Origin of the sequence: Pseudomonas sp. 13B_3.2_Bac1 (genome assembly GCF_025466205.1) — a bacterium.
Taxonomy (GTDB): domain Bacteria; phylum Pseudomonadota; class Gammaproteobacteria; order Pseudomonadales; family Pseudomonadaceae; genus Aquipseudomonas; species Aquipseudomonas fluorescens_H.
The window spans coordinates 1-23,185 of record NZ_JANLOG010000048.1; the positions used below are offsets into that span (position 1 = coordinate 1).

Annotated in this window: 12 protein-coding genes; 3 read left to right on the forward strand and 9 right to left on the reverse strand. The window is 60.6% G+C overall.

The features are described 5' to 3' along the window. Nucleotides 1–37 precede the first annotated feature (37 nt). The 7 genes from NTD85_RS08095 to NTD85_RS08125 form a co-directional block, all read right to left on the reverse strand. Nucleotides 38–1,357, reverse strand: coding sequence for an MFS transporter (locus NTD85_RS08095; RefSeq protein WP_201136723.1), 1,320 nt, complete (start codon nt 1,355–1,357; stop codon nt 38–40). 321 nt (nt 1,358–1,678) lie between these two features. Next, entirely contained in the window at nt 1,679–3,010 is a 1,332-nt protein-coding gene (locus tag NTD85_RS08100; RefSeq protein ID WP_139054299.1) for a sigma-54-dependent transcriptional regulator, read from the reverse strand. Next, the gene (locus NTD85_RS08105; protein WP_103486344.1) at nt 3,010–4,770 is read right to left on the reverse strand and encodes an ATP-binding protein; all 1,761 of its coding nucleotides are present in this window, start codon (nt 4,768–4,770) and stop codon (nt 3,010–3,012) included. Before NTD85_RS08105 ends, NTD85_RS08100 begins: the two co-directional genes overlap by 1 nt. 78 nt (nt 4,771–4,848) lie before the next feature. Further along, the gene (locus NTD85_RS08110) at nt 4,849–7,689 is read right to left on the reverse strand and encodes an RHS repeat-associated core domain-containing protein (protein WP_262141912.1); all 2,841 of its coding nucleotides are present in this window, start codon (nt 7,687–7,689) and stop codon (nt 4,849–4,851) included. Between the two features lie 28 nt (nt 7,690–7,717). Further along, nucleotides 7,718–10,480 carry an RHS repeat-associated core domain-containing protein gene (locus NTD85_RS08115; RefSeq protein WP_262141913.1) on the reverse strand — a complete coding sequence of 921 codons (2,763 nt, stop codon included), beginning with the start codon at nt 10,478–10,480 and terminating at the stop codon, nt 7,718–7,720. Continuing rightward, nucleotides 10,480–15,015, reverse strand: a complete 4,536-nt coding sequence (locus NTD85_RS08120) for a SpvB/TcaC N-terminal domain-containing protein (RefSeq protein ID WP_262141914.1) — start codon at nt 15,013–15,015, stop codon at nt 10,480–10,482. The genes NTD85_RS08115 and NTD85_RS08120 overlap by 1 nt, the downstream gene beginning before the upstream one ends. Before the next feature lie 190 nt (nt 15,016–15,205). Continuing rightward, a complete protein-coding gene (locus NTD85_RS08125) occupies nt 15,206–16,729 on the reverse strand; it encodes a fumarate hydratase (protein WP_027612504.1) in 1,524 nt (507 codons plus the stop codon). 521 nt (nt 16,730–17,250) lie between these two features. Here NTD85_RS08125 and NTD85_RS08130 point away from each other — a divergent pair. The 3 genes from NTD85_RS08130 (at nt 17,251) to NTD85_RS08140 (ending at nt 20,142) form a co-directional block, all read left to right on the forward strand. Next, complete coding sequence (locus tag NTD85_RS08130) at nt 17,251–18,357, forward strand: GGDEF domain-containing protein (protein WP_003227615.1); 1,107 nt, start codon at nt 17,251–17,253, stop codon at nt 18,355–18,357. Beyond that, nucleotides 18,350–19,285 (forward strand): iron-sulfur-binding ferredoxin reductase, encoded by a 936-nt coding sequence (locus NTD85_RS08135; protein WP_262141915.1) that lies wholly within the window; start codon nt 18,350–18,352, stop codon nt 19,283–19,285. The genes NTD85_RS08130 and NTD85_RS08135 overlap by 8 nt, the downstream gene beginning before the upstream one ends. 107 nt (nt 19,286–19,392) lie before the next feature. Continuing rightward, the gene (locus tag NTD85_RS08140) at nt 19,393–20,142 is read left to right on the forward strand and encodes an enoyl-CoA hydratase-related protein (protein WP_262141916.1); all 750 of its coding nucleotides are present in this window, start codon (nt 19,393–19,395) and stop codon (nt 20,140–20,142) included. A gap of 168 nt (nt 20,143–20,310) precedes the next feature. Here the strand turns inward: NTD85_RS08140 and NTD85_RS08145 are convergent, their stop codons facing one another. Together NTD85_RS08145 and NTD85_RS08150 are read right to left on the reverse strand one after the other, a co-directional pair. Beyond that, entirely contained in the window at nt 20,311–21,681 is a 1,371-nt protein-coding gene (locus tag NTD85_RS08145; RefSeq protein WP_262141917.1) for a delta-60 repeat domain-containing protein, read from the reverse strand. A gap of 60 nt (nt 21,682–21,741) precedes the next feature. Continuing rightward, complete coding sequence (locus NTD85_RS08150) at nt 21,742–23,010, reverse strand: hypothetical protein (protein WP_262141918.1); 1,269 nt, start codon at nt 23,008–23,010, stop codon at nt 21,742–21,744. Nucleotides 23,011–23,185: the final 175 nt, after the last annotated feature.

A 23,185-nucleotide genomic window follows, 5' to 3' on the forward strand; every position in this document is an offset into this window, starting at 1 on the left:
CCCTACAGCCACCGTTGCAGTGGCTGTGAAAACCCGATCAGTCAGTCACGATCCGCGAGTGTTTCTGCGTGTCTTTCATGGTGATGTACACCAGCAGCGACACCGCGATACAAGCGGTCACGTACCAGTAGTAACCGGTCTCCATGCCGATGCTCTTGAACCACAGCGCGATGTATTCAGCGGTACCGCCGAAGATCGACACGGTCAGTGCATACGGCAGGCCGACGCCCAGCGCGCGGATTTCGGTCGGGAACAGTTCGGCTTTCACCACGGCGTTGATCGAGGTGTAGCCGCTGACGATGATCAGTGCCGCCATGATCAGGAAGAACGCGCCCCACCAGGTCTGGATGGTGTGCAGGGTCATCAGGATTGGCACGGTGAAGATTGTACCGAGCACGCCGAAGGCGATCAGGATCGGACGACGACCGATCTTGTCCGACAGGCCACCGATGATCGGTTGCAGGCACATGAACAGGAACAGCGTGGCGGCGGAAATGGTGGTCGAGTCGGAGATGCTCATGCCGACGGTGTTCACCAGGTATTTCTGCATGTAGGTGGTGTAGGTGTAGAACGCCAGCGTACCGCCCATGGTCAGGCCGACCACGGTCAGCAGTTCTTTCGGGTGACGCATCAAGGTGCGCATCGCGCTTTCCTTGGACTTCTCTTTCTTGGTGAACGACTCGGTTTCTTCCATGCCGCGACGCAGGTACAGCGCAACGATCGCGCACAGTGCGCCGATGGCGAACGGAATACGCCAGCCCCACGCATACAGCTGTTCGGTGGTCAGCATGTTCTGCAGCACGATCAGCACGCCCAGCGCGATGAGCTGGCCGGAGATCAGGGTCACGTACTGGAAGCTGGAGAAGAAACCGCGACGTTCCTTGGTCGCCATCTCCGAGAGGTAGGTGGCCGAGGTGCCGTATTCGCCGCCGACCGACAAGCCTTGCAGCAGTCGGGCGAAGACCAGCAGGATCGGCGCGCCGATGCCGATGGTTTCGTAGTTCGGGCTGAGGGCGATCAGCAAGGAGCCGAAGCACATCAGGTAGACCGAAGCCATCAAGGCTTTCTTGCGACCGACCTTGTCGGCGTACAGGCCCATCAGCCAGCCACCGATCGGACGCATCAGGAAGCCCACGGCGAAGATCGCGGCGGTGTTCATCAGTTGCGCGGTGGTGGAACCGGCGGGGAAGAAGGTCTTGGCGAAGTACAGCGAGAAGGCGGCGTAGACGTACCAGTCGTACCACTCGACCATGTTGCCGACCGAGCCGCTGAAGATCGATTTGATCCGGCTGGCGGTGGTTCTTTGTTTGACGGGCGCGGCAGCCGACCCAAGGGGCAGGGCGTTGGAGTTATCCATTGAAGGATCCTTCGTTTAATTGTTTTTGTGGAGCGCGTAAAAACGCAGCCTGCCGGGGCTATAGCAGGAGCTGTGCCAACGGGGAGAGGGGCGGTTTAGAGGGGGTGGCAAGACTTTATGAGCGGAAATCCGCTTATGGCTGGATTGTGGTGAGCGGAAAATTGCTCATTCAGGCTGATGGATCAATGTTGCCTGTGCCGGCCTCTTCGCGGGCAAGCCCGCTCCCACAGTGGTCGGTGGTGTTCACACATTCTGTGTTCAGCACAAAACCCTGTGGGAGCGGGCTTGCCCGCGAAGAGGCCCGATCAAACACTGCAAAATTCAGCTGCCCGGAACAAACATCTCCCGGCTCAACCCATGCCGCTGCAGCTTTTCATTGAAGGTCCGGCGCGGCAGTTGCAACTCCTCCAGCACTGCTTTCACATCACCCTTGTGCCGGGTCAGCGCGGCACGCAGGCATTGCGCTTCAAACGCTTCCTGCTGCGCGGCCAGTGACTGGCCGGGGTCGATGCCTTGCACCGGTTCATCGAGGCCCAGCACCTGCCGCTCGGCGACGTTCGCCAGTTCCCGCACGTTGCCTGGCCAGTCGTGGCTGAGCAGGTGACTCAATTGCGCCCCGCTCAACGGCGGGAAAGTGCGGCCCAGACGTTGGGCAGCGCTGAAGGCGAACGATTCGAACAGCAGCGGAATGTCTTCACGCCGATCGCGCAGCGGCGGCAGGCGCAGTTCGGCGACGTTCAGGCGATACGCCAGGTCTTCGCGAAAACGTCCGGCGCGGGCCTCATCCAGCAGATCAGGCTTGGTCGCGGCGACGATCCGCAGATCGACGCGAATGCTCTGGTTCGAGCCCAGGCGTTCCAGCTTCTGCTCCTGCAACACCCGCAGCAGTTTCACTTGCTGGGCCAGCGGCATGCTTTCGATCTCATCGAGAAACAGCGTGCCGCCGTCGGCGTATTCCAGCTTGCCGATGCGCTTGCCGGAGGCCCCGGTGAACGCGCCGCTTTCATGGCCAAACAATTCCGCTTCGAACAACTGCTCGGGGATCGCCGCGCAGTTCAGCGCCACGAAGGGCTTGTCGGCGCGCGGGCCGAAATCATGCAGGCAACGCGCGATCAATTCCTTGCCGCTGCCGGTTTCGCCACGGATCAACACGTTGACCGGCAACGCTGCCAGATCCAGCACTTGCCGGCGCAAGGTCTGCATGCCCCGGGACACGCCGAGCAGCGTTGCATCGAGTCTGGCGCGGTGGTCGGCCTGCTCGTGCAGGGCACGGTTCTCCAGGACCAGCCGACGCTTGTCGAGCGCCCGGCGCAGGCTGCCGAGCAGGGTTTCCGGGCTGAACGGTTTTTCGAGGAAGTCGTAGGCGCCGTCACGCATGGCTTCGACCGCCATCGGCACATCGCCGTGACCGGTCAGCAGAATCACCGGCAGATCGGCATCACGTTTCTGCACTTCGGCCAGCAACTGCAGACCACTGAGTCCGGGCATGCGCACATCGCTGAGGATCACCCCGGGAAAGTGCGCCGGTAGCGCGGCGAGGCAATCTTCGGCGCGGCTGAACAGCTGCACCGCGAACCCCGACAGGCTCAGCCATTGCTCGACGGCGCTGCGAATGCTGCTCTCGTCATCGACCACCATCACTGAGTTGAGCATCAGATGTGTGCCTCCAGATCGATCGGCAGGGTCAAGGTGAATATGGCGCCGGACTCGCCATTTTCGGCACTCAGCCGCCCGCCGGATTCATGCACGATGGCAAAGGATACCGCCAGCCCCAGGCCCAGGCCGTCACCCACCGGTTTGGTGGTGAAAAACGGGTCGAACACCTGGTTCAAGTGCTGTTCGGCAATCCCGCCGCCGTTGTCGATCACGCTCAGGCGCCACAGTTGTTCGTCGGCCTCCAGGCGGATTTCCAGGCGCTTGCACGGTTTGCCCTGCATCGCATCGAGGGCATTGCGCAGCAGGTTGATCAGCACCTGCTCGAGGCGGATCGCATCCCCCCGCACCCAGGCCGGACGCGTCAGGTGCAGCACCAGACTGACCTGTTCGTCACGCAGGCGGGCGTCGAGCAGTTGCAGCGATTGATCAACCACGGTTGCCAGATCCAGCCGTTCGCGCAGGCCGCTGGGGCTCTTGCGGGCGAAGGTTTTCAGGTGGCCGGTGAGCGACGCCATGCGCGTGAGCATGTCGTCCACTGGTTTGAGCGCCTTGTACGCATCATCGACGCGGCCGTGCTCGAGCAGCAAGCGTAGCGTCGCCAGTTGCATGCGTTGCGCGGTCAGCGGTTGATTGATTTCGTGGGCGAGTGCGGCGGACATCTGCCCCAGCGCGGCAAGCTTGGCCGATTGCACCAGCCCATCCTGTGCGGTGCGCAGATCGCGGGTGCGTTCCTCGACCAGCTGTTCGAGTTCCTCGCGGTTGCGCTGACGGACTTTCGACAGGCGCCAGCGCTGGTTGAGGAACAGCAGCAGAAATACCAGCGCCAGCCACACACCCGCAGCGGCCAGCCCGGCATTGCGCAAATCTTCGAAGGCCACTTGCGGGCGGCGCAGCAAGTGCAGGGTCCAGCCTTCGGTGGTCAGCGGCAGCGATTCCCACAGGTAGTCCGCCGTTCCGTCCGGGCCTTCGACCCGCCGCAGGTCGCTGTTGTCGTCGAAGTGGCGCAGGGACAGATGCGTCAACGGCAGCAGCGATTGTTTGTCGTACTGCCGGGTGCGCTTGATCTCAGCCATGTCGCGGCTGTCCAGCGGCCGCAGCGAGCGATAGCGCCAGCCGGGCTGGTTGGCGATGAAGATGATCCCGCGCGCATCGCTGACCAGCAGCGTGTCGCTGCCCTGGCTCCACTCGCGCTCCAGTTCCGGGAACTCCAGCTTGACCACCATCGCGCCGAGGAACTCATTGTTGTCGCCCAGCACCGCGCTGGACAGGAAGTACCCGGGGATGCCGCTGGTCACGCCCACCGCGTAAAACCGCCCGCTGCCCTGAGTGCGGGTCTGGCTGAAGTACGGGCGAAAACCGTAGTTGTGGCCGACGTAGCTGCTGGGCAGGCGCCAGTTGCTGGCGGCCACCGCGAGGCCGGTGTGATCGAGCAGTTCGAGGGTCGATGACTGCGCCGCGCCGTTGATCTTCTCCAGTTTCAGATTCAGCGCGTCCTGTTGCTCGGCACTCACCGGCCCGCCGAGCGCCCCACGCAATTGCGGATCCAGCGCGAGCACGGCGGGCAGGGCGCGATAGCGGTCAATCAGGGTGTGCAGCGCATTGGCGTACAGCGTTAACTGCTGGCTGGCGCGGGCGGCGTCCTCTTCCAGCGCCTGACGTTCGGCGTGGCGGATGGCAAGGGTCGCGGCAATGGCCGCACCGGCAATGATCAGCAGGGTGTACAACGACAGACGCAGGATACGGGAAGTCGGCAGCATGCTGGGCTAATGGATAAGGGGACGGGCGGGCACGATAGCATGGGGCTGCGGATCCTTCTCGCTTCACGCGTCAGTGGATCAGACCGTGCTGAATTGATGCGATTTTGAACGCAGCATCGTTCGCGTGTAATCCAGTTCGTTGATCACGGCCGCCGTGGCTTGCCACAGACTTTGCGGTGTGTCGCCTGCGTTTGTGCCAATCAGTCCGACAGTGTTTATGGCGCTGACGCCCGTGGCCTCAAAGGCGTTTTCGATGGCGAGCATGTTGGCGGATAAATAGTCGATCAGCCCGCTCACGTGGGCGATGCCCCTGGCAACCTTTTCAGCCGTGAGGTCATGGCTGGCACCGATGATTTCGTTGGCTATTTCAATGGCCCCCAACGCTGCACTCGCCGTGGCGCTGATTTCGGAGGCGGCTTCCGGCACCATTTTCTTGGCACCGGCGCCGATCAGGGTGGAAGCGACTTCCTTGGAACCCTTGAGCACGCCCTTCTGCGTATCGGGGATCATTTTTGCGTATTTTTGCTGCATGTAATCGATCGGGGCCATGGTTTTGTATTCGGCTTTCTCGACAATCTTCGCCCTGGAGATGCGGCTGGCCTTGAATTTGATCGAGGCGCCGACGCCCGTGCGCTCTGCGGCGTAATCCCATAGTCCACTGATGACTTTTTTCGCGCCAATGCCCATCGCGACCCCCACCACATTCCCCGCGCCCGGAGCGATGGCGCCCAGCGCCTGACTGCCAATGCCGACCAGAATGCCGCCGCCGTATGCGACAAGGTGTCCTGCCACATACACACCGGTACGGAGCGCGACGGAACCGGCAAATTGCCCGGTCGAGCGCTGATTGAGCACTTGTTGCTGGGCATCCCGAGCACGGCGCGATGACAGGGCAAGAATGTTCTGGTGGCGAATGACCAGGCGTGACAGGTTCTCCATGCCCCGGGTGCGCTGCCTTCTCTCGGCGCTCTGCGCTTTCCTCTGATCGCGCTGATCGGGGGTTTCGATAGCCAGGAAATCATCCAGCCCCTGGCCATCGGTGTCGATGTAACCGACCGGGTTGTTGGCGACAAAGGCATAGAGATTCAGCCCGTCGATATCTCCCGCCGGATCGGCGCTGATCCAGCGTTGCAACCAGGGTGCATAGTAGCGGGCGCCATAGTAGTAGAGGCCACTACCGTCCATTTCCCGGCCCGAATAGCGCAGCGTTTTATAGCTCGCTTCCAGCGCCGAACGGGCAGCCCACCAGGCTGTGCCGCCAAACGCGTAATAGTGCTCCAGACTGATGACGCCCGCATGGCGATCCAGTTCCAGCGCGCAGGAGCCGAGGTGGTCGTCGAGGCTGTAACGCATCTGATCGTCCTCGATGGCTGCCGGTCGACCGCTGAGCCAGTGCAGGCAACGCGCCCCCGGCAGGGCGATGACATGCAGCTGCTGACCATCGCTGCGGGTGTGGATTTCCAGGCCCGGCAGGTAACGTACCTCGCGGCGATGGGTGATCGACGGCGTGTGGCTCAGCGCGCATTTGTACACGCGCTCACCCTGGCTGTAGCGGTAGATTTCTTCGTCGTCGGGCAAGCCATTGGCGTGTTGCAGCAGGGTGGCACGGGCCAGTTGATCGTAACTGTTCCACTCCAGAGGCAGGGCGCCGGGCTGCAGTTTCAACTGGTTGCCATGGTGGTCGAAGTGATCGCTGAACACCGGGTCGGGGTCAGTGGTTTTCCAGCGCAGCCCCCGATTGCTGTTCGGGTCGATCTTCATCTCATGGCAGAAGTTGTGGCCTTCGCGCATGTGGACAAGCTCGACGAGGTTGTTGCCCGCATCGTAATGATAATGCTCGGTGTAGTTGAAGCGCCGTCCGGGGTCGATGGGCTCGATCAGTTGCGGCAAGCCTGGCGACTGTTGCGGGATCTGGCCTTCGAAGCCGCGACTTTCGATCAGCCGATACAACGAGTCGTAGACGAAGTGGCGATTGCCATCGACGCGCTGATTGGCGAAATACACCGTGCCCAGGGTGTGGTCTTCGATGCGTAAGATATTGCCGACCGGGTCGTAGGTGTAATGCAGATCCTGCAGCGGTTTTTCCTGGTCTTTACCTGCCAGCAGGTGCAGCAGGCGGCCGTCGACGGGATCGTAGACGCGGCGGCTGCGAACGCCATTGCCGGCCAGTTGTTCGAGTGGTTGACCGGAAGCGTTGTACGTGGCTGCGTCGAGCACCGTTCGCGCGGCGTTCGCTCCGGCAATCCATAGCGACGCCTGATGCAACTGTCCGGCGACGTCGTAGCGTGAGCATTGTCGATGACCGCCGGCATCGGTGAGCTGCAAGACGTTGCCGTGCGCGTCGAACGCCATTCGGGTGATGAACGTGGTGGGCTCGCCGGCCAAGGTGCAGGCTTCGCTGAGTGCCTGGCCGCCCAGACTGTAGCTGTCGATGAGCACCGTGGCGCCGGGGTCCGAGCGCTCACTCAGTTCACCCCGCAAGTTATGTTCGGGGGCCGCGTTGTGGTCGGCATAGGTGTAGCGCTCGACATCGGCTTGCGCATTTTCGGCAACGGCAATCAACCGCAGCATCGGGTCGTAATCGTAACGCCACCGGTTGCCGCGTTGATCGTGGCGTTGCCGCAGCTCATTCGCCAGACCGGGCAGGCTGATGCGCCAGCCGGCATCCACGCTGTCGACTTTCAGCGCCATACCGCTCAAGCCGTACACGGTGCTCAGACCGGCGGTTGTGGCTGTGTCGAACAGGCGTGGGTCCCACTGTTCGATCAGCCGTCCGGCCGCGTCATGCCGTTGCCGACTGATCAGGGTTTGCTGCGGCTGGCTGTCATCCGCCCGCAGATAATCGACCTGACGCACCGTCAGGCCACGTCCATCAGTGACTGTCAGCTGTGGGGTGCGCCAGTGAATGTTGCGGTTCATGATCAAGGGTCGCCCGCTGGTGTCAGGGTCATGGCCTACTCCCGGAACCGGCACGGTAGCGTTCACGGATGGCGGGGACTTTTTCCCGATACATGCTCAGGAACTCGCGGGCGATTGCGATACTTTCTCGGGCGCGGCCTGTCTGGCGTGTGAGGTCTGCCTGACGTACGGTTCTGGCTTTTGTCGTACCGACACGGTTGAGGGCCAGATCGAACAGGTAGTCACGCGTGTGGTGGCGCTCATCGTAAAATTCGCTGATACCCAGTTCGGCGAAGGCTGCGTTGTTCGCAGCCGACAGTTGCGAAACCAGCGTATCGAGCTCATCCAGGGTGTCTTGGATTTTCCCCAGTTTCATCGATGACAGACCTTCCTCCGCTTCCTGGGCCTGCTGGGCGATGCTGCCCATGGCCATGGCTTCGCCAACCCCGGGCACGTAGGCGCCGGCAATTTTGCTGATGCTGTCTACCGCCAGTTGCTGCAGGCCTTCGCGGCTGCGTACGTCATATTTGTCACGGGGCGGAAGCAATGGCGCAGGCTGCCCGACAGCCTGAACGGCATCCCGGTTGAAGGTGGAGGTTTGCGGGACAATCGGGGTATTCAACGCCATTTTGTCTACCAGCGTATCGAACGTCGCGACGCCTTTGTCGGCCACCTGGTTGCCCAGCGTCAGCCCGATCAGATCACCGGATAGCTGCGGCAGTGCTTCGGCGGCAAACGTGGCGGCGTTGAACGAAGTGAACCAGCCAGTGGCGGCGCTGCCGATTTGATAGAGCGTGTTTTTTGCCAGCGTCCGGCGCCATTGCCCGGGGTGTTGCAGGTCGATGAGTTGACCCTGTAGCGTCTGCATCCCGCTGTCGATGGCGGACAGTTGCTTCGCGTTCCCGCTGATCAGGCGCTTGAGTTGCTGGGGCGAGCGGTTGTAGCCGCCGTCATCGAAATAGCCGATCGGGTTGTTGCCGACGAACGCGTACAGATTCAGGCCGTCAATGTCGCCCCCCGGATCAGCGCTGATCCAACGCTGCAGCCACGGCGCGTAATAGCGTGCGCCGTAGTAGTACAGGCCACTGACATCCATTTCCTTGCCCGAATAACGCAAGGTCTTGTACTCGACCTCCACGGCCGAGCTCGCGCTCATCCACGCGGTGGCGCCAAACGGGTAATAACCTTCGTGACTGATCAGGCGTGCCTGCCGGTCCAGTTCCATCACGCATGACCCCAAGTGATCGTCGAGGGTGTAGCGCAACTGGTCGTCGGCAATGCCGGGCGGTTTGCCGCTCAGCCAATGCAGGCAACTGACGTGGCCCGAGCCCGTGGCGAGGTCGATCACGTGCAGCTCCTCGCCGTTGTCCTTGCTGCGGATTTCCAGCCCGGGCAGATAACACACCTCGTGAAAGTGCTGACTGGAACCGGCGTAGGTTTCATGGCGTTTGTAGACGCGCACGCCCTGGCTGTAGTGATAAAACTCGGCGTCATCAAGAGCGTTTTCGCGTTTGATCAGGGTCACTGCCGCCAGTTGATCGCGGGCATTCCACTGCAGCGCCTGTCCCGGTTGCAGAGTCGTGAGGTTGCCATGGCGATCGAACAACCGGTCGAAATCCGGTTCGGGATCACCTTCGTTCCAGCGCACGCCACGGTTGCTGGCCGCGTCGATACGCATTTGCCGGGTGTAGCAGGCGCCGTCACGCACGTGGCACAGTTCCGTCAGGTTGCCGCCCTGATCGTAGCGGTAGGTCTGCAGGTAATTGCGCCGATCATTGGGATCGCTCGGCTGTGGCCGGCCGGGGGGGTCGCTGGGGGCGGCGTCGTCGTAGCCGCTGGCGCTGATCAGTCGATACAGCGAGTCGTAGCTGAATGCTCGTTCGCCGTCGACCCGCTGATTGGCGAAATGACTGGGGCTGAAAACGTGATCGAGGATGCGTGTCGGGTTGCCGACCGGATCGTATTCATAGGTGAAGTCTTGCAGCGGTGATTCCGCACCTTTCTGCGCCCATTGCCGCAGCAGGCGGTCGGTGCCGGGTTCATAGCACCAATAGCTGTCGACGCCGTTGCCGGCCTGCTGAGCGATGATTTGTCCGGCGGCATTGAAGCGGGCGTCGAGCAACACCGTTTGCCAGTCACTGTGCCCGGCCAGCAGCAGTTGCAGATGCCGCAGCTGGCCGGCAAGGTCGTAGCGCGATTGCTGGCGGTGGCCGCCGGCGTCGGTCTGTTCCAGCACCGCGCCCAGTGGACTGAAACGGCGTTGCGTGACAAACACCCGGGCGTCGGCAAAGCGGCGGCTTTCGCGCAGCGTCTCACCGGCCAGGCTGTAGCTGTTCAGGCTCAGACTGCCGGATGCATCGAGTTGCTCCAGCAACCGACCGCGCTGGTTGTGATCGGCCGAGGCGCGGGCGTCGGCATAGGTGAAGGTCTCGCTGTGCGGTTCGGCGCTGTTGCTGATCTCGACGTTGCGCAGTTGCTCGTCGTAGCGGTTGCGCCAGTGCACGCCGCGCGCATCCCAGCGCTGCAAGGCTTGTCCGGCCAGCCCGGGCAGGCTCAGGCGCCAGCCGCCATCGACGCTGCTGATCTTCAATGGCTGGCCGCTGAGGTCGTACAGGCTGGCGACACCGGGTTCACTCAGGCGCGGGTCGAATCGCGCCACCAAGCGGCCGGCGGCGTCGTACTGCTGGCGTGTGAACTGGGCCTCGGCGCGCTCATCGGCATGGGCGCGCAGGTAGGCAATCTGGCGTACGGGCAAGCTGCGACCGTCGATCGCGATCAGCGACGGTGTGCGTCGATGCAGATTGGCGCTCATCACTGCAACGTCTGTGCTGATGTCGGCGGTTGCAGCAGGGCAGACTCGTCAGTGTCGTTGAAGTCCTCTTTGGCCAGGTACCACGGATGGTAATGCTCGCGGGAAACATAGCCCTTGGCGTTGATCAGCTTGATCGCACGGCCGAGCGGGTCATAGAACAGCTGGTCGAAGTAGCCGTGCTGGCGCAGGGATTGATCGTTGACATAGCCATGGCTGTCGGCAAAAAACGGCCGGAACTGCCGCACCGCCAACCCTTTGTTGTTGTACTCGACCCGTGCGCTGACCCGCCAGCGCGAATCGGTGTGTTCCTCGCGCAGCTGTCCGCGATCGACGATCAGCGACCCATCTTCGGCCACTGCATAGGCGATTCCGGGCTCTACCCGTTGCAGGGTTTGCAGCGGCCGGCCAAAGCCGTCCACGTAGCTGATGATGATCTGCACCAATGCCGGCACCGGATCATCGGGGTAGCGGTCGGCGTTGAATACCGCGCTGTGCACCGGTTGGCGTGCAACCCTGGTCATGAGTTTGCGCAGCGCCAGTTCTGCCGGCGTCGGCGCCTTCAGTTGCGCCAGCCGGCGACGCGCGCTGGCGCGAATGTGCAGGCTCGGCAACACATCGCCGCTGGCCTGCCACTGCGCCAGCAGATCCGGCGTGGCGTTGACCACGGACGGCAGCCGTCCCATCCAGCTGAACAAATCCTTGCGCAAGGTACTCGCGGCTTGTTGTACCGCCGCCGCCGGGTCGGCGATGGCTGAATCTGGCGTCAGGTCCAGGGGGCGAACGTATTCGCTGAGCGGGCGGAAGCCGGCGGCGACCGCGTTTTCGGTGCCGTGGAAACTGCTGGCCAACGGTTGGCCGGAAGGCTCGTAGAGCGCTTCCTGAATATTCTCGTTGGCGTCGATGATGCGCACTGGCGCCAGGGCGTGGTAGTCGTATTCGCAGCGGGTGACGCAGCCATCGGGCAGTTCGACGCTTTTGATCAGCAGGTGGTATTCGTCGTACTGCGCCTTGGTCCAGCCGTGGCTCAGGGTTTCGCGGTATTCAAAGACCCGGAAGAAATCGTCGGCGTCGGCGTACTTCGCGTAGTTGAACCTCGCGGACCAAAGGTTCTGTGAGGCCTTGGTTGCAGCCGGTTTTTCGAACAAGCGCGGCATTTCGGTGTAACCGATGTTCTGCAACTCGACCCGGATATCGAACGGCGGCGGCAGACTGGCGTAGGCGTCGAGGGCGGTCTGGTCAAGCTGTGCCAGTTCCATCGGCCCGGCCAGCGCTTCGAAGTCGGCTTCACCGTCGGGCAACAGGCTGCCGCCCTCGGTCTTGAGATAGCGTTGCACGGTTTGCCCGGTCAGCACCCTGAGCGCGTTCCATTGCGGCGAGTCTTGATGCGCCTTGAGTAATTCCCATGACACCTCCCGCGGGGTGAGGCCCTCGGGGTGCTTGCCTTTGGGCAGTATCAGCGCATTGCTGCGTTGCTCAAAGGGCAGGCCCAGACGCCACTCTTGCAACTTCTCGTGCAGATCGATCGCGCGCGCGCGGGTTTCGTTGAGATAAAAAAACTGCTGCGCCGGGTCATGCGCATCGCGCCACCACTGTTGTTCATCGGGGTCGTCGAAGGGCGGGGCATCGGCGGCGGTGCGACGTCGCGCGTAGCTGACGGTCAGGCTGTGCGTGGCGTGGCCGAACTGGCTGCTGTTGAGCAACACTTCATGACGGCACAACGGGTCATCAATGTAACCGTCGTACTGATAACTGATGGTTTCCAGCGGCAGTGGCAGCAGCACGCTGGCCGGTTCGTGTCGGCCCGCGGGCTGCACGTCACGCACCAGATAACGGCGCTCCTCAGCCGCGAGCAGCCGTGTGCTGGCCGGGTCGTCGCTGGCGGCCCAGGTTTCGCTGCGGGCCACGGCGCCGGCCAGCGCCCGAGCGATTCTATAGCGTGTCGTTTCGTCCGCCGGTGTCACCGGTTCATCGCATTCATCGTTGGGGTGATAGCGGCTGAAGACCGTTGGCTGCAAGGCGTGCGCCTCGGCATCGGCATCGAAGTAGCCGTGTCTTGGCCGGTCCATGGCTTGCCCGGTGAGGAACCAGGTCAAGACCCGCACCGGTGCCGTGAAGCCGACGTCGTCATCGCCGCTGGCGCTTTCGCTGTCAGTCTGTTGCAGATGGCCGAAGCCACTGAATTCGCGCTCGATGCTGTCGTAGAACCCTTCGCGATAGAGGCACGCCTGCGTCAGGCAATTGCCGGTGATTTCATCCAGCTGCCGTTGCCGGCTGACCACTTGCACCGCGAACGGCAAATGGCAGACCGGTGTCTCGGCGGGATGTTCGATCAGCCACTGCTGTTTTTCGTCCAGCCATTCCTGAGCGGAGCTGCGATACACCACCTGCGTGGCGCAGCCCATATTGTTGTTGGTGGCCGTCATCAGATAGGGCTTGGCTGCGATGAAATCGTAACGCCAATGCTGCGGGGTCATGTGCGGCACGGTCAGGATCAGGCTGGCACAACCCAGGCCTTGCAGGTCGGCAAAACTGACATGGCACAGGCGATCGTAGCTCACGCCCTCCGGCCACGGTACGAAGACGGGTGTCTGTTCCAGACCATTGCCGCCGCGATTGAGGTAGATCTCGAAGCCGGAGGTTTTCAGGTAAAACAGGGCCGGTGCACCGGAGCCGTCGATGTCGGCGATCCTGATTTGCTCGACGTTGAACTCGGCATACTGGAAGGGCAGTGCACTGATCACCCGACCTGTGCCGAATTTGCCATGTCCCAGATTGGGCCAGCATTTGATTTCGTTGTGGCGGATCCGGCACAGCTCGCTCATGTCGCTGCCGAGCATGTTGCCCAGAAACACCAGCTCGGTGGGTGAGTTGCTGAACAGCGGCAAACTGTCCTCATGGTCTTCACGAGGCACTTCTTCGGCGCTGGAAAAACCGTTTTCCCGGCGGTTGGCATACAGGCGCACGGCTCGTGGGCCGATCATCGCCAATGAGTTGAGGCCATCGCCCACCAGGTCGCCCAGTTGCGAAAGGGTGTTGAAAAACTCCAGTGGCATCCCGGTAAACGGCAGGAACGGCGCCCAACTGCGGTCGGCGTTCAACGTGCGATAACCGCTGATGCCCGGTTGGGCGACGATCCAGTCCAGCCGCCCGTCGCCGGTCAGATCGAGCAATATCTGCCGGGCGGCGCTGTTGCGATTCGCCACCGGGATCTGCTCCAGCGCCGACCAGGCGCCATAGGTAATGGCGTCCGGCCCTGATGGGGCGCGCAACGGTTCGCGGTAATACCAGCACTGATCGTAGCGGCAGAGGAACCCCGGCACGCCTTCACCGTACAGATCCACGCACTGGTAAAACTGTCCATCCTCAATGCCCGGCATGTTTTCTTCGGCGAACAGCCGTGCAGCGGTTTTGTTGATCTCGAAGGGCGAGTAATCGAACTCCACCGGCGGGGTCGTTTCCACTGCGCCGCTTGCATCGAAGGCCTGATAGTGAGCGGCGGTGATCCGGTTGTAAGTCCAGGGGCCGGCGTCCGGCGGATACTCCAGCAACAGCCGCCGCACCAGCAGCGGATAGTCTCCGGCGGGCCGCGAGAAGTGGTGGAACATCAGGATTTGCCGGCACAGACGCCGCGTGCCCAGCTCGAAACCCTGGCCATAGCTGGAAAAGGGATCCTGGCGTTTCCCCCACAGTTGCAGGCTGTCGCCACCGTACACGGGGGCCTGCGTCAGATCGCGGGTGCGCTCGCCGTAGTCAAACAGCAGATGAAAGTGCCAATCCAGTTCGGCCGGATCTTCCACGGTCCAGCTGTACAAGTGCTGGCTGGCGCTGACGTTGCCGTAGAACACCGCGCGCAGGTAGCGCTGGGCGCGGTAGTCGTGGATCGGGTCGGGATCCTGATCATCGGTCAGGTAGTCGAAGCAGATGTGCTCGCCGCGCGGGTTCATGCTTTCGCACAGCAGCCAATGGCTGACCCGCAGCGCATCGTCCGGATCGGCCCGGCGCGAGGCGCTGGTCTTGCCGTATACCTGCAATGAGCCGTCAGCCCCGTGGATCAGCCAGAAGGGTGGCTCGGCTGCCGTTTTCGTTGCCCGTTGCCAGCGCTCGCGGAGGGCAAAGTCACCCTCGACCCTCGGCCAGTAACGGACCACGTTGTGATAGCCGACTTCAATCCCGTTATAGGATTTTTCCAGGCGCGACTTCGGTGTGCCATCGTCGTTGAGTTCAGGCAACCACTCTTCACCGTCGTCACCGATGATTTCATCGAGATCGGTATACCGCGGTACGCCTTTTTGGGTGCGACGGCTGATCTGACCAATACCCAGGCTCCAGCCGACGCCGAATGGCCCGTTGCCGGCCTGGCTGTTGTAAGTCAGGGAGAGTTGCGGGTCCCAGCCACGTCCGACGGACAGGGGCAGCGGCAGTTCAAATGAAGCGGCGCCGGTCGCGCCGACCGCGCCCCAGCTTTTGCCGATCGTGGTGATCGATGCGCTGCTGGCGATGGACGGGGTGATGATGCTCAGCTCTTGATCGGCCATGGTCGGATCCATTGCACACGCGAGGCGCGTGGTTGGATAGACGCTAGCAGCAAGCGGGGACGTCGTAACCTGTCAGATCTGACAGGTGCCAAATAGCCATTAATGTGCAGGGCGGCCGCACGGGCATGCGCGCACAAAAAAGGCCGGCCCGTCGTATGACGGGTCGGCCTTTTTCACGGCTGCGAAGCGCTTACTGCACTTCTACCGCCAGGCTTTCGGCGATCTTCTGTTGCCAGATCGCCGGGCCGGTGATGTGCACCGACTCACCGTTGCTGTCCACCGCGACGGTGACCGGCATGTCCTTGACCTCGAACTCGTAGATCGCTTCCATGCCCAGCTCGGCGAAGGCCAGCACCTTGGATTTCTTGATCGCCTGGGCCACCAGGTAAGCGGCGCCGCCCACGGCCATCAGGTACACGGCCTTGTTGTCCTTGATCGCTTCGATCGCGGTCGGGCCACGCTCGGACTTGCCGATCATGCCCAGCAGACCGGTCTGTTCGAGGATCTGCCGGGTGAACTTGTCCATCCGCGTCGCGGTAGTCGGACCTGCCGGGCCAACCACTTCGTCACCGACCGGATCAACCGGGCCGACGTAGTAGATGAAGCGACCTTTCAGATCCACCGGCAGGGTTTCACCCTTGTTCAGCATCTCGACCATGCGCTTGTGCGCCGCGTCGCGACCGGTGAGCATCTTGCCGTTGAGCAGGACGGTTTCGCCCGGCTTCCAGCTCTGCACTTCTTCCGGGGTCAGGGTGTCGAGGTTGACGCGACGGGCCGACGGGCCGGCTTCCCAGACGATTTCCGGGTAGGCGTCCAGCGATGGCGCTTCCAGCGAGGCCGGGCCGGAACCGTCGAGCACGAAGTGCGCGTGACGGGTGGCGGCGCAGTTCGGGATCATGCACACCGGCAGGGAGGCGGCGTGGGTCGGGTAGTCCATGATCTTCACGTCGAGCACGGTGGTCAGGCCACCGAGGCCCTGAGCGCCGATGCCCAATTGGTTGACCTTCTCGAACAGCTCCAGACGGATCTCTTCGATGCGGTTCTGCGGGCCTCGGGCTTTCAGTTCGTGAATGTCGATGGACTCCATCAACACTTCCTTGGCCATCACTGCGGCTTTCTCGGCGGTGCCGCCGATACCGATGCCCAGCATGCCCGGTGGGCACCAGCCGGCACCCATGGTCGGAACGGTCTTGAGCACCCAGTCAACGATCGAGTCGGACGGGTTGAGCATGGCCATTTTCGACTTGTTCTCGGAACCGCCGCCCTTGGCTGCCACGTCCACTTCCACGGTGTTGCCCGGGACGATGGAGTAGTGGATGACCGCCGGGGTGTTGTCCTTGGTGTTTTTGCGAGCGCCCGCCGGGTCGGCGAGGATCGAGGCACGCAGGACGTTTTCCGGCAGGTTGTAGGCGCGGCGCACGCCTTCGTTGATCATGTCGTCCAGGCTCATGGTCGCGCCATCCCAACGTACGTCCATGCCCACACGCACGAACACGGTGACGATGCCGGTGTCCTGGCAGATCGGCCGGTGGCCGGTGGCGCACATGCGCGAGTTGATCAGGATCTGCGCGATCGAATCACGGGCCGCTGGCGATTCTTCGCGCAGGTAGGCTTCGTGCATCGCCTGGATGAAGTCCACGGGGTGGTAGTAGGAAATGAATTGCAGGGCGTCGGCAACGCTCTGAATCAGGTCATCTTGCTTGATCACGGTCATGAGTCGCGCTCCTCTAAAAGACGGGAACATTCAATAAGGTGCTTGCAGCTTGGGTGCATCGGTCGGTTGCAAGCACCTTTCAAGGCACGCCGGGGCTGCTGGCGCGACGCTAAAAAGGCGCGGCAGTATACCGCGCCTCTTCGGGGCATACACGCGTCGGTAGTCATTCGTTGGTCGCATGGTTGGGCGAATATCGAACATCGGGTTTGCACTTCAATACCCACCCCCTCACCCCAGCCCTCTCCCCCAAGGGGGAGAGGGGGGAAGGGAGCCGATTTGTGGCGAATTCAAAACCTGAGTTCGGCATGATGTATCAGGTCGGCGTATCTCAAATAAACAATGCGGTCAGTTCCCTCTCCCTCGGGGAGAGGGCTAGGGTGAGGGGCTTTTGAGGCCACACTTTTGACGTCAATTTTCGAGCCCGAAAATCGGTGGTCATTTATCGACCGCCCCTCTAAAGTGGCATCCGGTCTGTAGAGTAGGACACTCGGTCAGCCTCCTATCGCACGGTGAGTCAACGATTGACCCATAACGCCATTCAACGCCTTTTGCTCAAGCGCTTTGCCCTTGCGGCCGCCACTTACGGATTGGCTTTGCTGCTGCTGTGGCTGGCGTTTTTTACCGGGCATTACCCGCAATCGTTGAACAGCGTGGCCATCGGCAGCGCGTTGGTGGTCATCTGCCAGGCCACGCTGTTTGCGCTGTTCTGGTCCGGGCGCAACCTGCGTTTTTCCGACCCCAGCATGACCGAAGCGCAAGTGTTGCTCGGGCTCGGCTGGCAGACCTGGCTGATCGCTCACCTGGATGAAGCACGCGGCGCGTTTCTGGTGTTCTACGTGCTGATCCTGCTGTTCGGTCTGTTCCATTTATCCCGGCGCGCGTTCATTCGCTGTGCGCTGCTGGTGTTCTTCAGTTTTTGTGCAATCACCCTTTGGGATGGCTATCACTTCCGTCTGCCGGATCCGGCGCTGGCGGCGTTGCAGGTGTGCATTCTGGCGATGGTGCTGGCGTGGCTGGTGATTTACGCACGCTTCGTTCAGGTTTCACGGCAACGCATGCGCCAGCGCCGGTTTGCCTTGCAGGCGCACCAAGACACCCTGCGCGGGATGATGCGCCAGCTCGAAGACCTGGTGGCCACCGACGAGCTGACCGGACTGTTCAATCGTCGGCATTTTCTGCGCCTGGCCTCACGTGAACTGGATGAGATGGAGCCGGGCGTGGTGCATGGTCTGGCGCTGATCGACCTCGATCACTTCAAGCGCATCAACGATCTGCACGGCCATGCCGCCGGCGACCAAGTGTTGCAGGCGTTCGCCGGCGTGGCGGGTGCCTGCCTGCGTGACGGCGACGTGCTGGCGCGTTACGGTGGCGAGGAGTTCGTGGTGTTGCTGCCCGACTGCGATGCCGAACGCCTGACGGCCTGTTGTGAACGCCTGCGCATTGCTTTTACCGACGTTGAACTGGTGGGCCTGAACGTGCGCAACCTCAGCCTGTCGGCGGGTATGACTCTGCTGGAACTGGGCGATGATCTGGACGACGCCTTGCAGCGCGCCGATCAGGCGCTGTACCGGGCCAAGCGCGACGGGCGCAATCGCTGTGCGGCGGCGTGGGAGAACGTAGATGCCTGAACTTCGGGTCGGTGACCGGCAATGGTCGGTGGCGGCGGGCAGCAATCTGCTCGACGCCCTTAACCAGAACGGCGTCGCGGTGCCTTACAGCTGCCGCGCCGGCAGTTGCCATGCCTGCCTGGTGCAGTGCGTGAACGGCTTGCCCGCCGACAGCCGCCCGGATGCCCTGAGCGCCGAACAGCGTCAGGAGGGCTGGCGGCTGGCCTGTCAGTGTCAGGTCACGGAAGACTTGCAGGTGCACACCTTCGACCCGATCAGCGACGGGCGCCCGGCGGTGGTCGAGGCGCTGGACTGGCTCAGCGACAACGTCCTGCGCTTGCGCCTGACCCCGCAACGTCCGCTGCGCTATGCCGCCGGGCAGCATCTGGTGCTGTGGATCAACCACATCGCCAGGCCCTATTCGCTGGCGAGCCTGCCGCAGGAAGAGCGCTTTCTCGAATTTCACCTCGACTGTCGCCAGCCCGGCGAATTCAGCGATGCGGCGCGGCGCCTGCAGATCGGCGATCCGATCCGCCTCGGTGAACTGCGCGGCGGCGCGCTGCATTACGACCCGGACTGGCACACCCGACCCTTGTGGTTGCTGGCGGCCGGCACCGGGCTGGGGCCATTGTTCGGCGTGCTGCGCGAAGCCTTGCGTCAGGATCACCAAGGCGCCATCCGTGTCATTCACCTGGCCCATGACGAGCGCGAGCACTATCTGGCCAAACCACTGGCGGCGCTTGCCGCACAGCGCGAAAACCTTAGCGTCGAGCTGTGGACGGCGGCCGACTCAGCCGCCGCTTTGGCGCAACTGCGCCTTGTTTCCCGGCAGACCCTGGCCTTAGTCTGCGGCTCAAGCGCCAGTGTCGACGCCTTTGCCAAACGTCTGTACCTGGCCGGACTGCCGCGCAATCAACTGCTGGCGGATGTGTTTCTGGCCCGCGGTTGAGCGCTGACTTTCATAGGTTCGAAGATTCCTGGGGCAAGGCCTCACCACAGAAGTTTTGCCTCACCACAAAAGAACTCTGTCAGCCTTTTTAATGTTGAGTAACGCTGATGACCGAAGCCATCCTGCTGGAACGCGAACGCGGTTTGCTCACCCTGCGCCTCAACCGCCCGGACAAGAAAAACGCCCTGACCCGCGCGATGTACAGTCGCCTCGCCGAGGCCTTGAGGCAGGCCGACAATGACCCTGAAATCAACGCCGTGCTGATCACCGGCAGCGCCGAGTGCTTCACCGCCGGCAACGACATCGCCGACTTCATCCAGCAACCGCCGAGCGACCTCGACAGCCCGGTGTTCCACTTCATGCTCAACCTGCTCGAATGCCGCAAACCGGTGATCGCCGCTGTGGCTGGGGCAGCCGTGGGGATTGGCACCACGTTGTTGCTGCATTGCGATCTGGTTTATGTCAGCCGCGATGCACGGCTGCGTATGCCGTTCGTCAATCTGGGGCTGTGCCCGGAGTTCGGCTCCAGCCTGATCCTGCCGCGGTTGCTCGGGCATGCCAAAGCGGCAGAGCTGTTGCTGCTCGGCGAGGGTTTCAGCGGTGAACAGGCGGCGCAGTGGGGCATTGCCACCGAGGCATTGGGCAGCGGCGAAGCGGCATTGAGCAAGGCGCGGGAAATGGCCTTGCGCTTCGATGAGCTGCCCGCAGAGGCGGTGCGCATCAGCAAGCAATTGCTCAAAGCGCCGGAGCGCGAGTTGATCCGTAAAGTGATCGAAGAGGAGGGCGTGTTGTTCACCCAACGCTTGCGCTCGCCGGAGGCATTGGCGGCGTTGACCGGGTTTATCAAACGCCATTGAGATCTTCGGGTGGCTGTACCGTCCTCATCGCGAGCAGGCTCACTCCTACAGGGGAACGCATTTCAAATGTAGGAGTGAGCCTGCTCGCGATAGCATTGGATCAGCCAACACATCTTCAGGATCAGAATGCAAAAAGCCCCGGCATTCACATGCCAGGGCTTTGATGAGTCAAGACATTAATCCGCGTGCAATAGGACGTCTGCCTAAATCACCATCATCGGGGAATGACGACATTATGATTTTTTCATGAGAAATAACTGTACTGTCGTAGGCAGGAACTATTGTTTCTCTGTATTCAAACCAGCCCCCATTGCCATATTCTTTATCGTGAGCGCCGTTGGCTAAAAAGCGAGTAACCGCATAATGGTTCAGGCTGCCTTTTTTTGTAATTCCTGTAACCAGAAACTTTCCACTAGAAAGAAAGTCCGCTTTGGAGAAGTAAGTGTCTTTTGAATTGATCCGGAAAAAAACGGGTTCTCCGCCGTTGAATTGAATATTGGTGTGGCCATTTTCTTCGAGGCTGATTAATAAACCCTCATGGCTGGTCGAGCCTCTTTCAACTTTCGCACCCAGACAGAGGATGCGATTGTTGGTTTGATTTGTCGTGCTTGAAAGAGTGAAGTAGCTGGTTGTATTGCTGGGTTTTATTAACTTGAATCCGTCCGTTTGAAAGTCAGTGATCAGTTGCCCCTCTTTATCGTGTTTTACCAGAATAATGGCTTCAGGGATGCCCCCGTACTCGTGCCTGACGACGCCGGCACTAATGTAGTCGCCTGTACTGGTGATCGTGAGACTTCTAAGCACAGTAAAATTAAACTTGTCATGAGCGACTTTGATAAAGCCGGTTTTATTAAATGTTGTGTCAAGTTTTCCATCTTGGGTGACTCGGATTATAAAGCTGCAGCCTTTGAAGAAAGAGCCAGACTCATGGAGTAACAAAAGACGTCCATCGGCAAGCATTATTGAATTGGAAGTGGAAGGTGTAGTTGTATTCGATTGGGTATGTTTGAGTAATCTCGAGTCGGCGATTTTCTGACGTTTTTCATTGTAAGCGTCTTTGTTTGATGAGTCCTCACTGACGTCAGGGGTATAGAAAATGAACGCTCCTTTTTCGCCAAATGTCTCATCAATGGTGCCGTTCAAATTAAGACGGATGATGGTTTTGTCGTATCTCGGACCTTCGTTGTAGTAACCCATTTCTCCGCTCACCAGGATTTTTCCTTCTGAGAAAGCAATTTGCTCAGCGAGAAGGTCGGCTCGATGAGTGCCAATAGTTTGGCTATAGAAAAACCCGTTGTTGCCGAAGCTCTCGTCGATAGCGCCACGCTGATCAAGACGGGTGACCGTGTAGAACGCGCCATGGTCGCCGTACGCCTCGCCAGCGACGTAAATCATGTCATCAGGCCCGACCGCGACCACGGTTGAATGGTATTTCGGATAGTCAGGAAGCGGTGAAGTCAGATACTTGAATCCGTCTTTACCAAATTCAGGATCAAGCTTGCCGGACATAAGTGAGGAACTCGACTGTTGGGAAGTCATGGCCATTTCCTTGAGATGAGGAGCAACAATGTTTACCGGAATTACTCAGGGCATCGCCCTTCAGTCAGGCAAGTACCGCAAGATCACTGGATTTCCAGGATTCTCGTTGTTGGGGACTAAGGGAATGGCACTCACGAGGATTTTTCCATCAACGGGTTGCAAGGCAATTCTCGCGATATACCTTCCTTTTCCATCGGTTGGTAGAGTTTGTTTGACGTAACCCTCTCCATTGGCAAAGTCGGCATCCAGTGTCCCGTTGCCGTTAAAGCGGGCTACGACAAGCTGGTGAGTCATGGGCATGAAAGTGCCTGTCGACCCCACGACGACAGACCGGCCGTCCTCTTGAAATGCGCCGGCCTCCCACTGTGTTTCCTTGGCCAGGGCCGTCAGCAACGGTCGACCCTGATGGAATTGAATGTTCGGTTCACCATTGGGCTCGGAGCTGATCAGCAACGCTTTAATATCTGGAAATGCGCCCGCTTTACCAACGCCGAGAATCCGTCCATTGTTCTGTCGGACAAGTTGTTCGAAAGTTGAATCCCGCACATCGAACACCACAAAACCGTTTTGCAACTTGCCAAACGAATTATCGGGCTCGCCATTCTTGTGCAAACAGGCAAGCATGGCATGGTGAGTTGATGCAGCGAGCGTCAAGCCTCCAACCACATATTTCTCTTGCTTATCGTCAACCAGCAAGCTCTGCAACAGACTCGTTGGATTATGAGGGTTTTTGATATGGATAAAGCCTGTAGGGGAGAATGTTTTGTCCGGAGCTCCCTCTGGCGTCAGGCGTATGATCCATCCATAGTAATGAATAGTGAGAATCTTGCCGTCACGCAAGATCACCATACCCGTCTGGTCAGCGGCAGAGCTTTCCAGAACTTCAATTGGTTGCGAGGAAAGCGAACCGAGTTCCAGACAGACTTGGCCATCTTCGCCAAACCTTTTATCCAGTGATCCATTTTCTTCCAATCGGTAAAAATAAGAAAAATTGGTAGAAATAGACGATGTAGATGTGGCGTGAACGATAATCCTGCCATCTTGCAAAGCAAACGAGGAAAGGCCGGCAAACTCGGGAAGCGGGTGTTGGAATAAACCGTTCTCGCCATAATCAAGATCAGGATCGCCATTTAGATCCAGACGGCCCAGGGTGAAGTAGCTGGAATTTCCTTTGGAGGAATGCCCGCCGAAATAGATCCAGGAATCCTTTGCCAGCAGTTGTTTGATATGGATAGTTCCGTAGTCCGGATTTCCGTTGACTATCGTCACAATCCCGCTGTCGCCGAAATCGGTATCGAGCATCCCGCCGTAGGTTTTTTGACTAGTCATTTTTTCGACCTCGTGCAATTGCAGAAAAAGCAGGTCGTCAGCTCATCGCACGATAGAAAAGCGTAAAAACTCTGAAGATTAATGATCGGACGAGGTTCGATTAAAAGCTTCCAGCGTCACCGGCACAACTGTCAGGTCTGACAGTTGCAGGTCCGCCCAGCAGGTGGTAGCGGGT

What these genes read in the sequence shown, in the direction of transcription:
- NTD85_RS08110 (WP_262141912.1), bottom strand. Translation starts at nt 7,689, where the DNA reads ATGAACCGCAACATTCACTGGCGCACCCCACAGCTGACAGTCACTGAT.
- NTD85_RS08145 (WP_262141917.1), bottom strand. Translation starts at nt 21,681, where the DNA reads ATGACTTCCCAACAGTCGAGTTCCTCACTTATGTCCGGCAAGCTTGAT.
- NTD85_RS08140 (WP_262141916.1), top strand. Translation starts at nt 19,393, where the DNA reads ATGACCGAAGCCATCCTGCTGGAACGCGAACGCGGTTTGCTCACCCTG.
- NTD85_RS08150 (WP_262141918.1), bottom strand. Translation starts at nt 23,010, where the DNA reads ATGACTAGTCAAAAAACCTACGGCGGGATGCTCGATACCGATTTCGGC.
- NTD85_RS08125 (WP_027612504.1), bottom strand. Translation starts at nt 16,729, where the DNA reads ATGACCGTGATCAAGCAAGATGACCTGATTCAGAGCGTTGCCGACGCC.
- NTD85_RS08115 (WP_262141913.1), bottom strand. Translation starts at nt 10,480, where the DNA reads ATGAGCGCCAATCTGCATCGACGCACACCGTCGCTGATCGCGATCGAC.
- NTD85_RS08100 (WP_139054299.1), bottom strand. Translation starts at nt 3,010, where the DNA reads ATGCTCAACTCAGTGATGGTGGTCGATGACGAGAGCAGCATTCGCAGC.
- NTD85_RS08120 (WP_262141914.1), bottom strand. Translation starts at nt 15,015, where the DNA reads ATGGCCGATCAAGAGCTGAGCATCATCACCCCGTCCATCGCCAGCAGC.
- NTD85_RS08135 (WP_262141915.1), top strand. Translation starts at nt 18,350, where the DNA reads ATGCCTGAACTTCGGGTCGGTGACCGGCAATGGTCGGTGGCGGCGGGC.
- NTD85_RS08095 (WP_201136723.1), bottom strand. Translation starts at nt 1,357, where the DNA reads ATGGATAACTCCAACGCCCTGCCCCTTGGGTCGGCTGCCGCGCCCGTC.
- NTD85_RS08105 (WP_103486344.1), bottom strand. Translation starts at nt 4,770, where the DNA reads ATGCTGCCGACTTCCCGTATCCTGCGTCTGTCGTTGTACACCCTGCTG.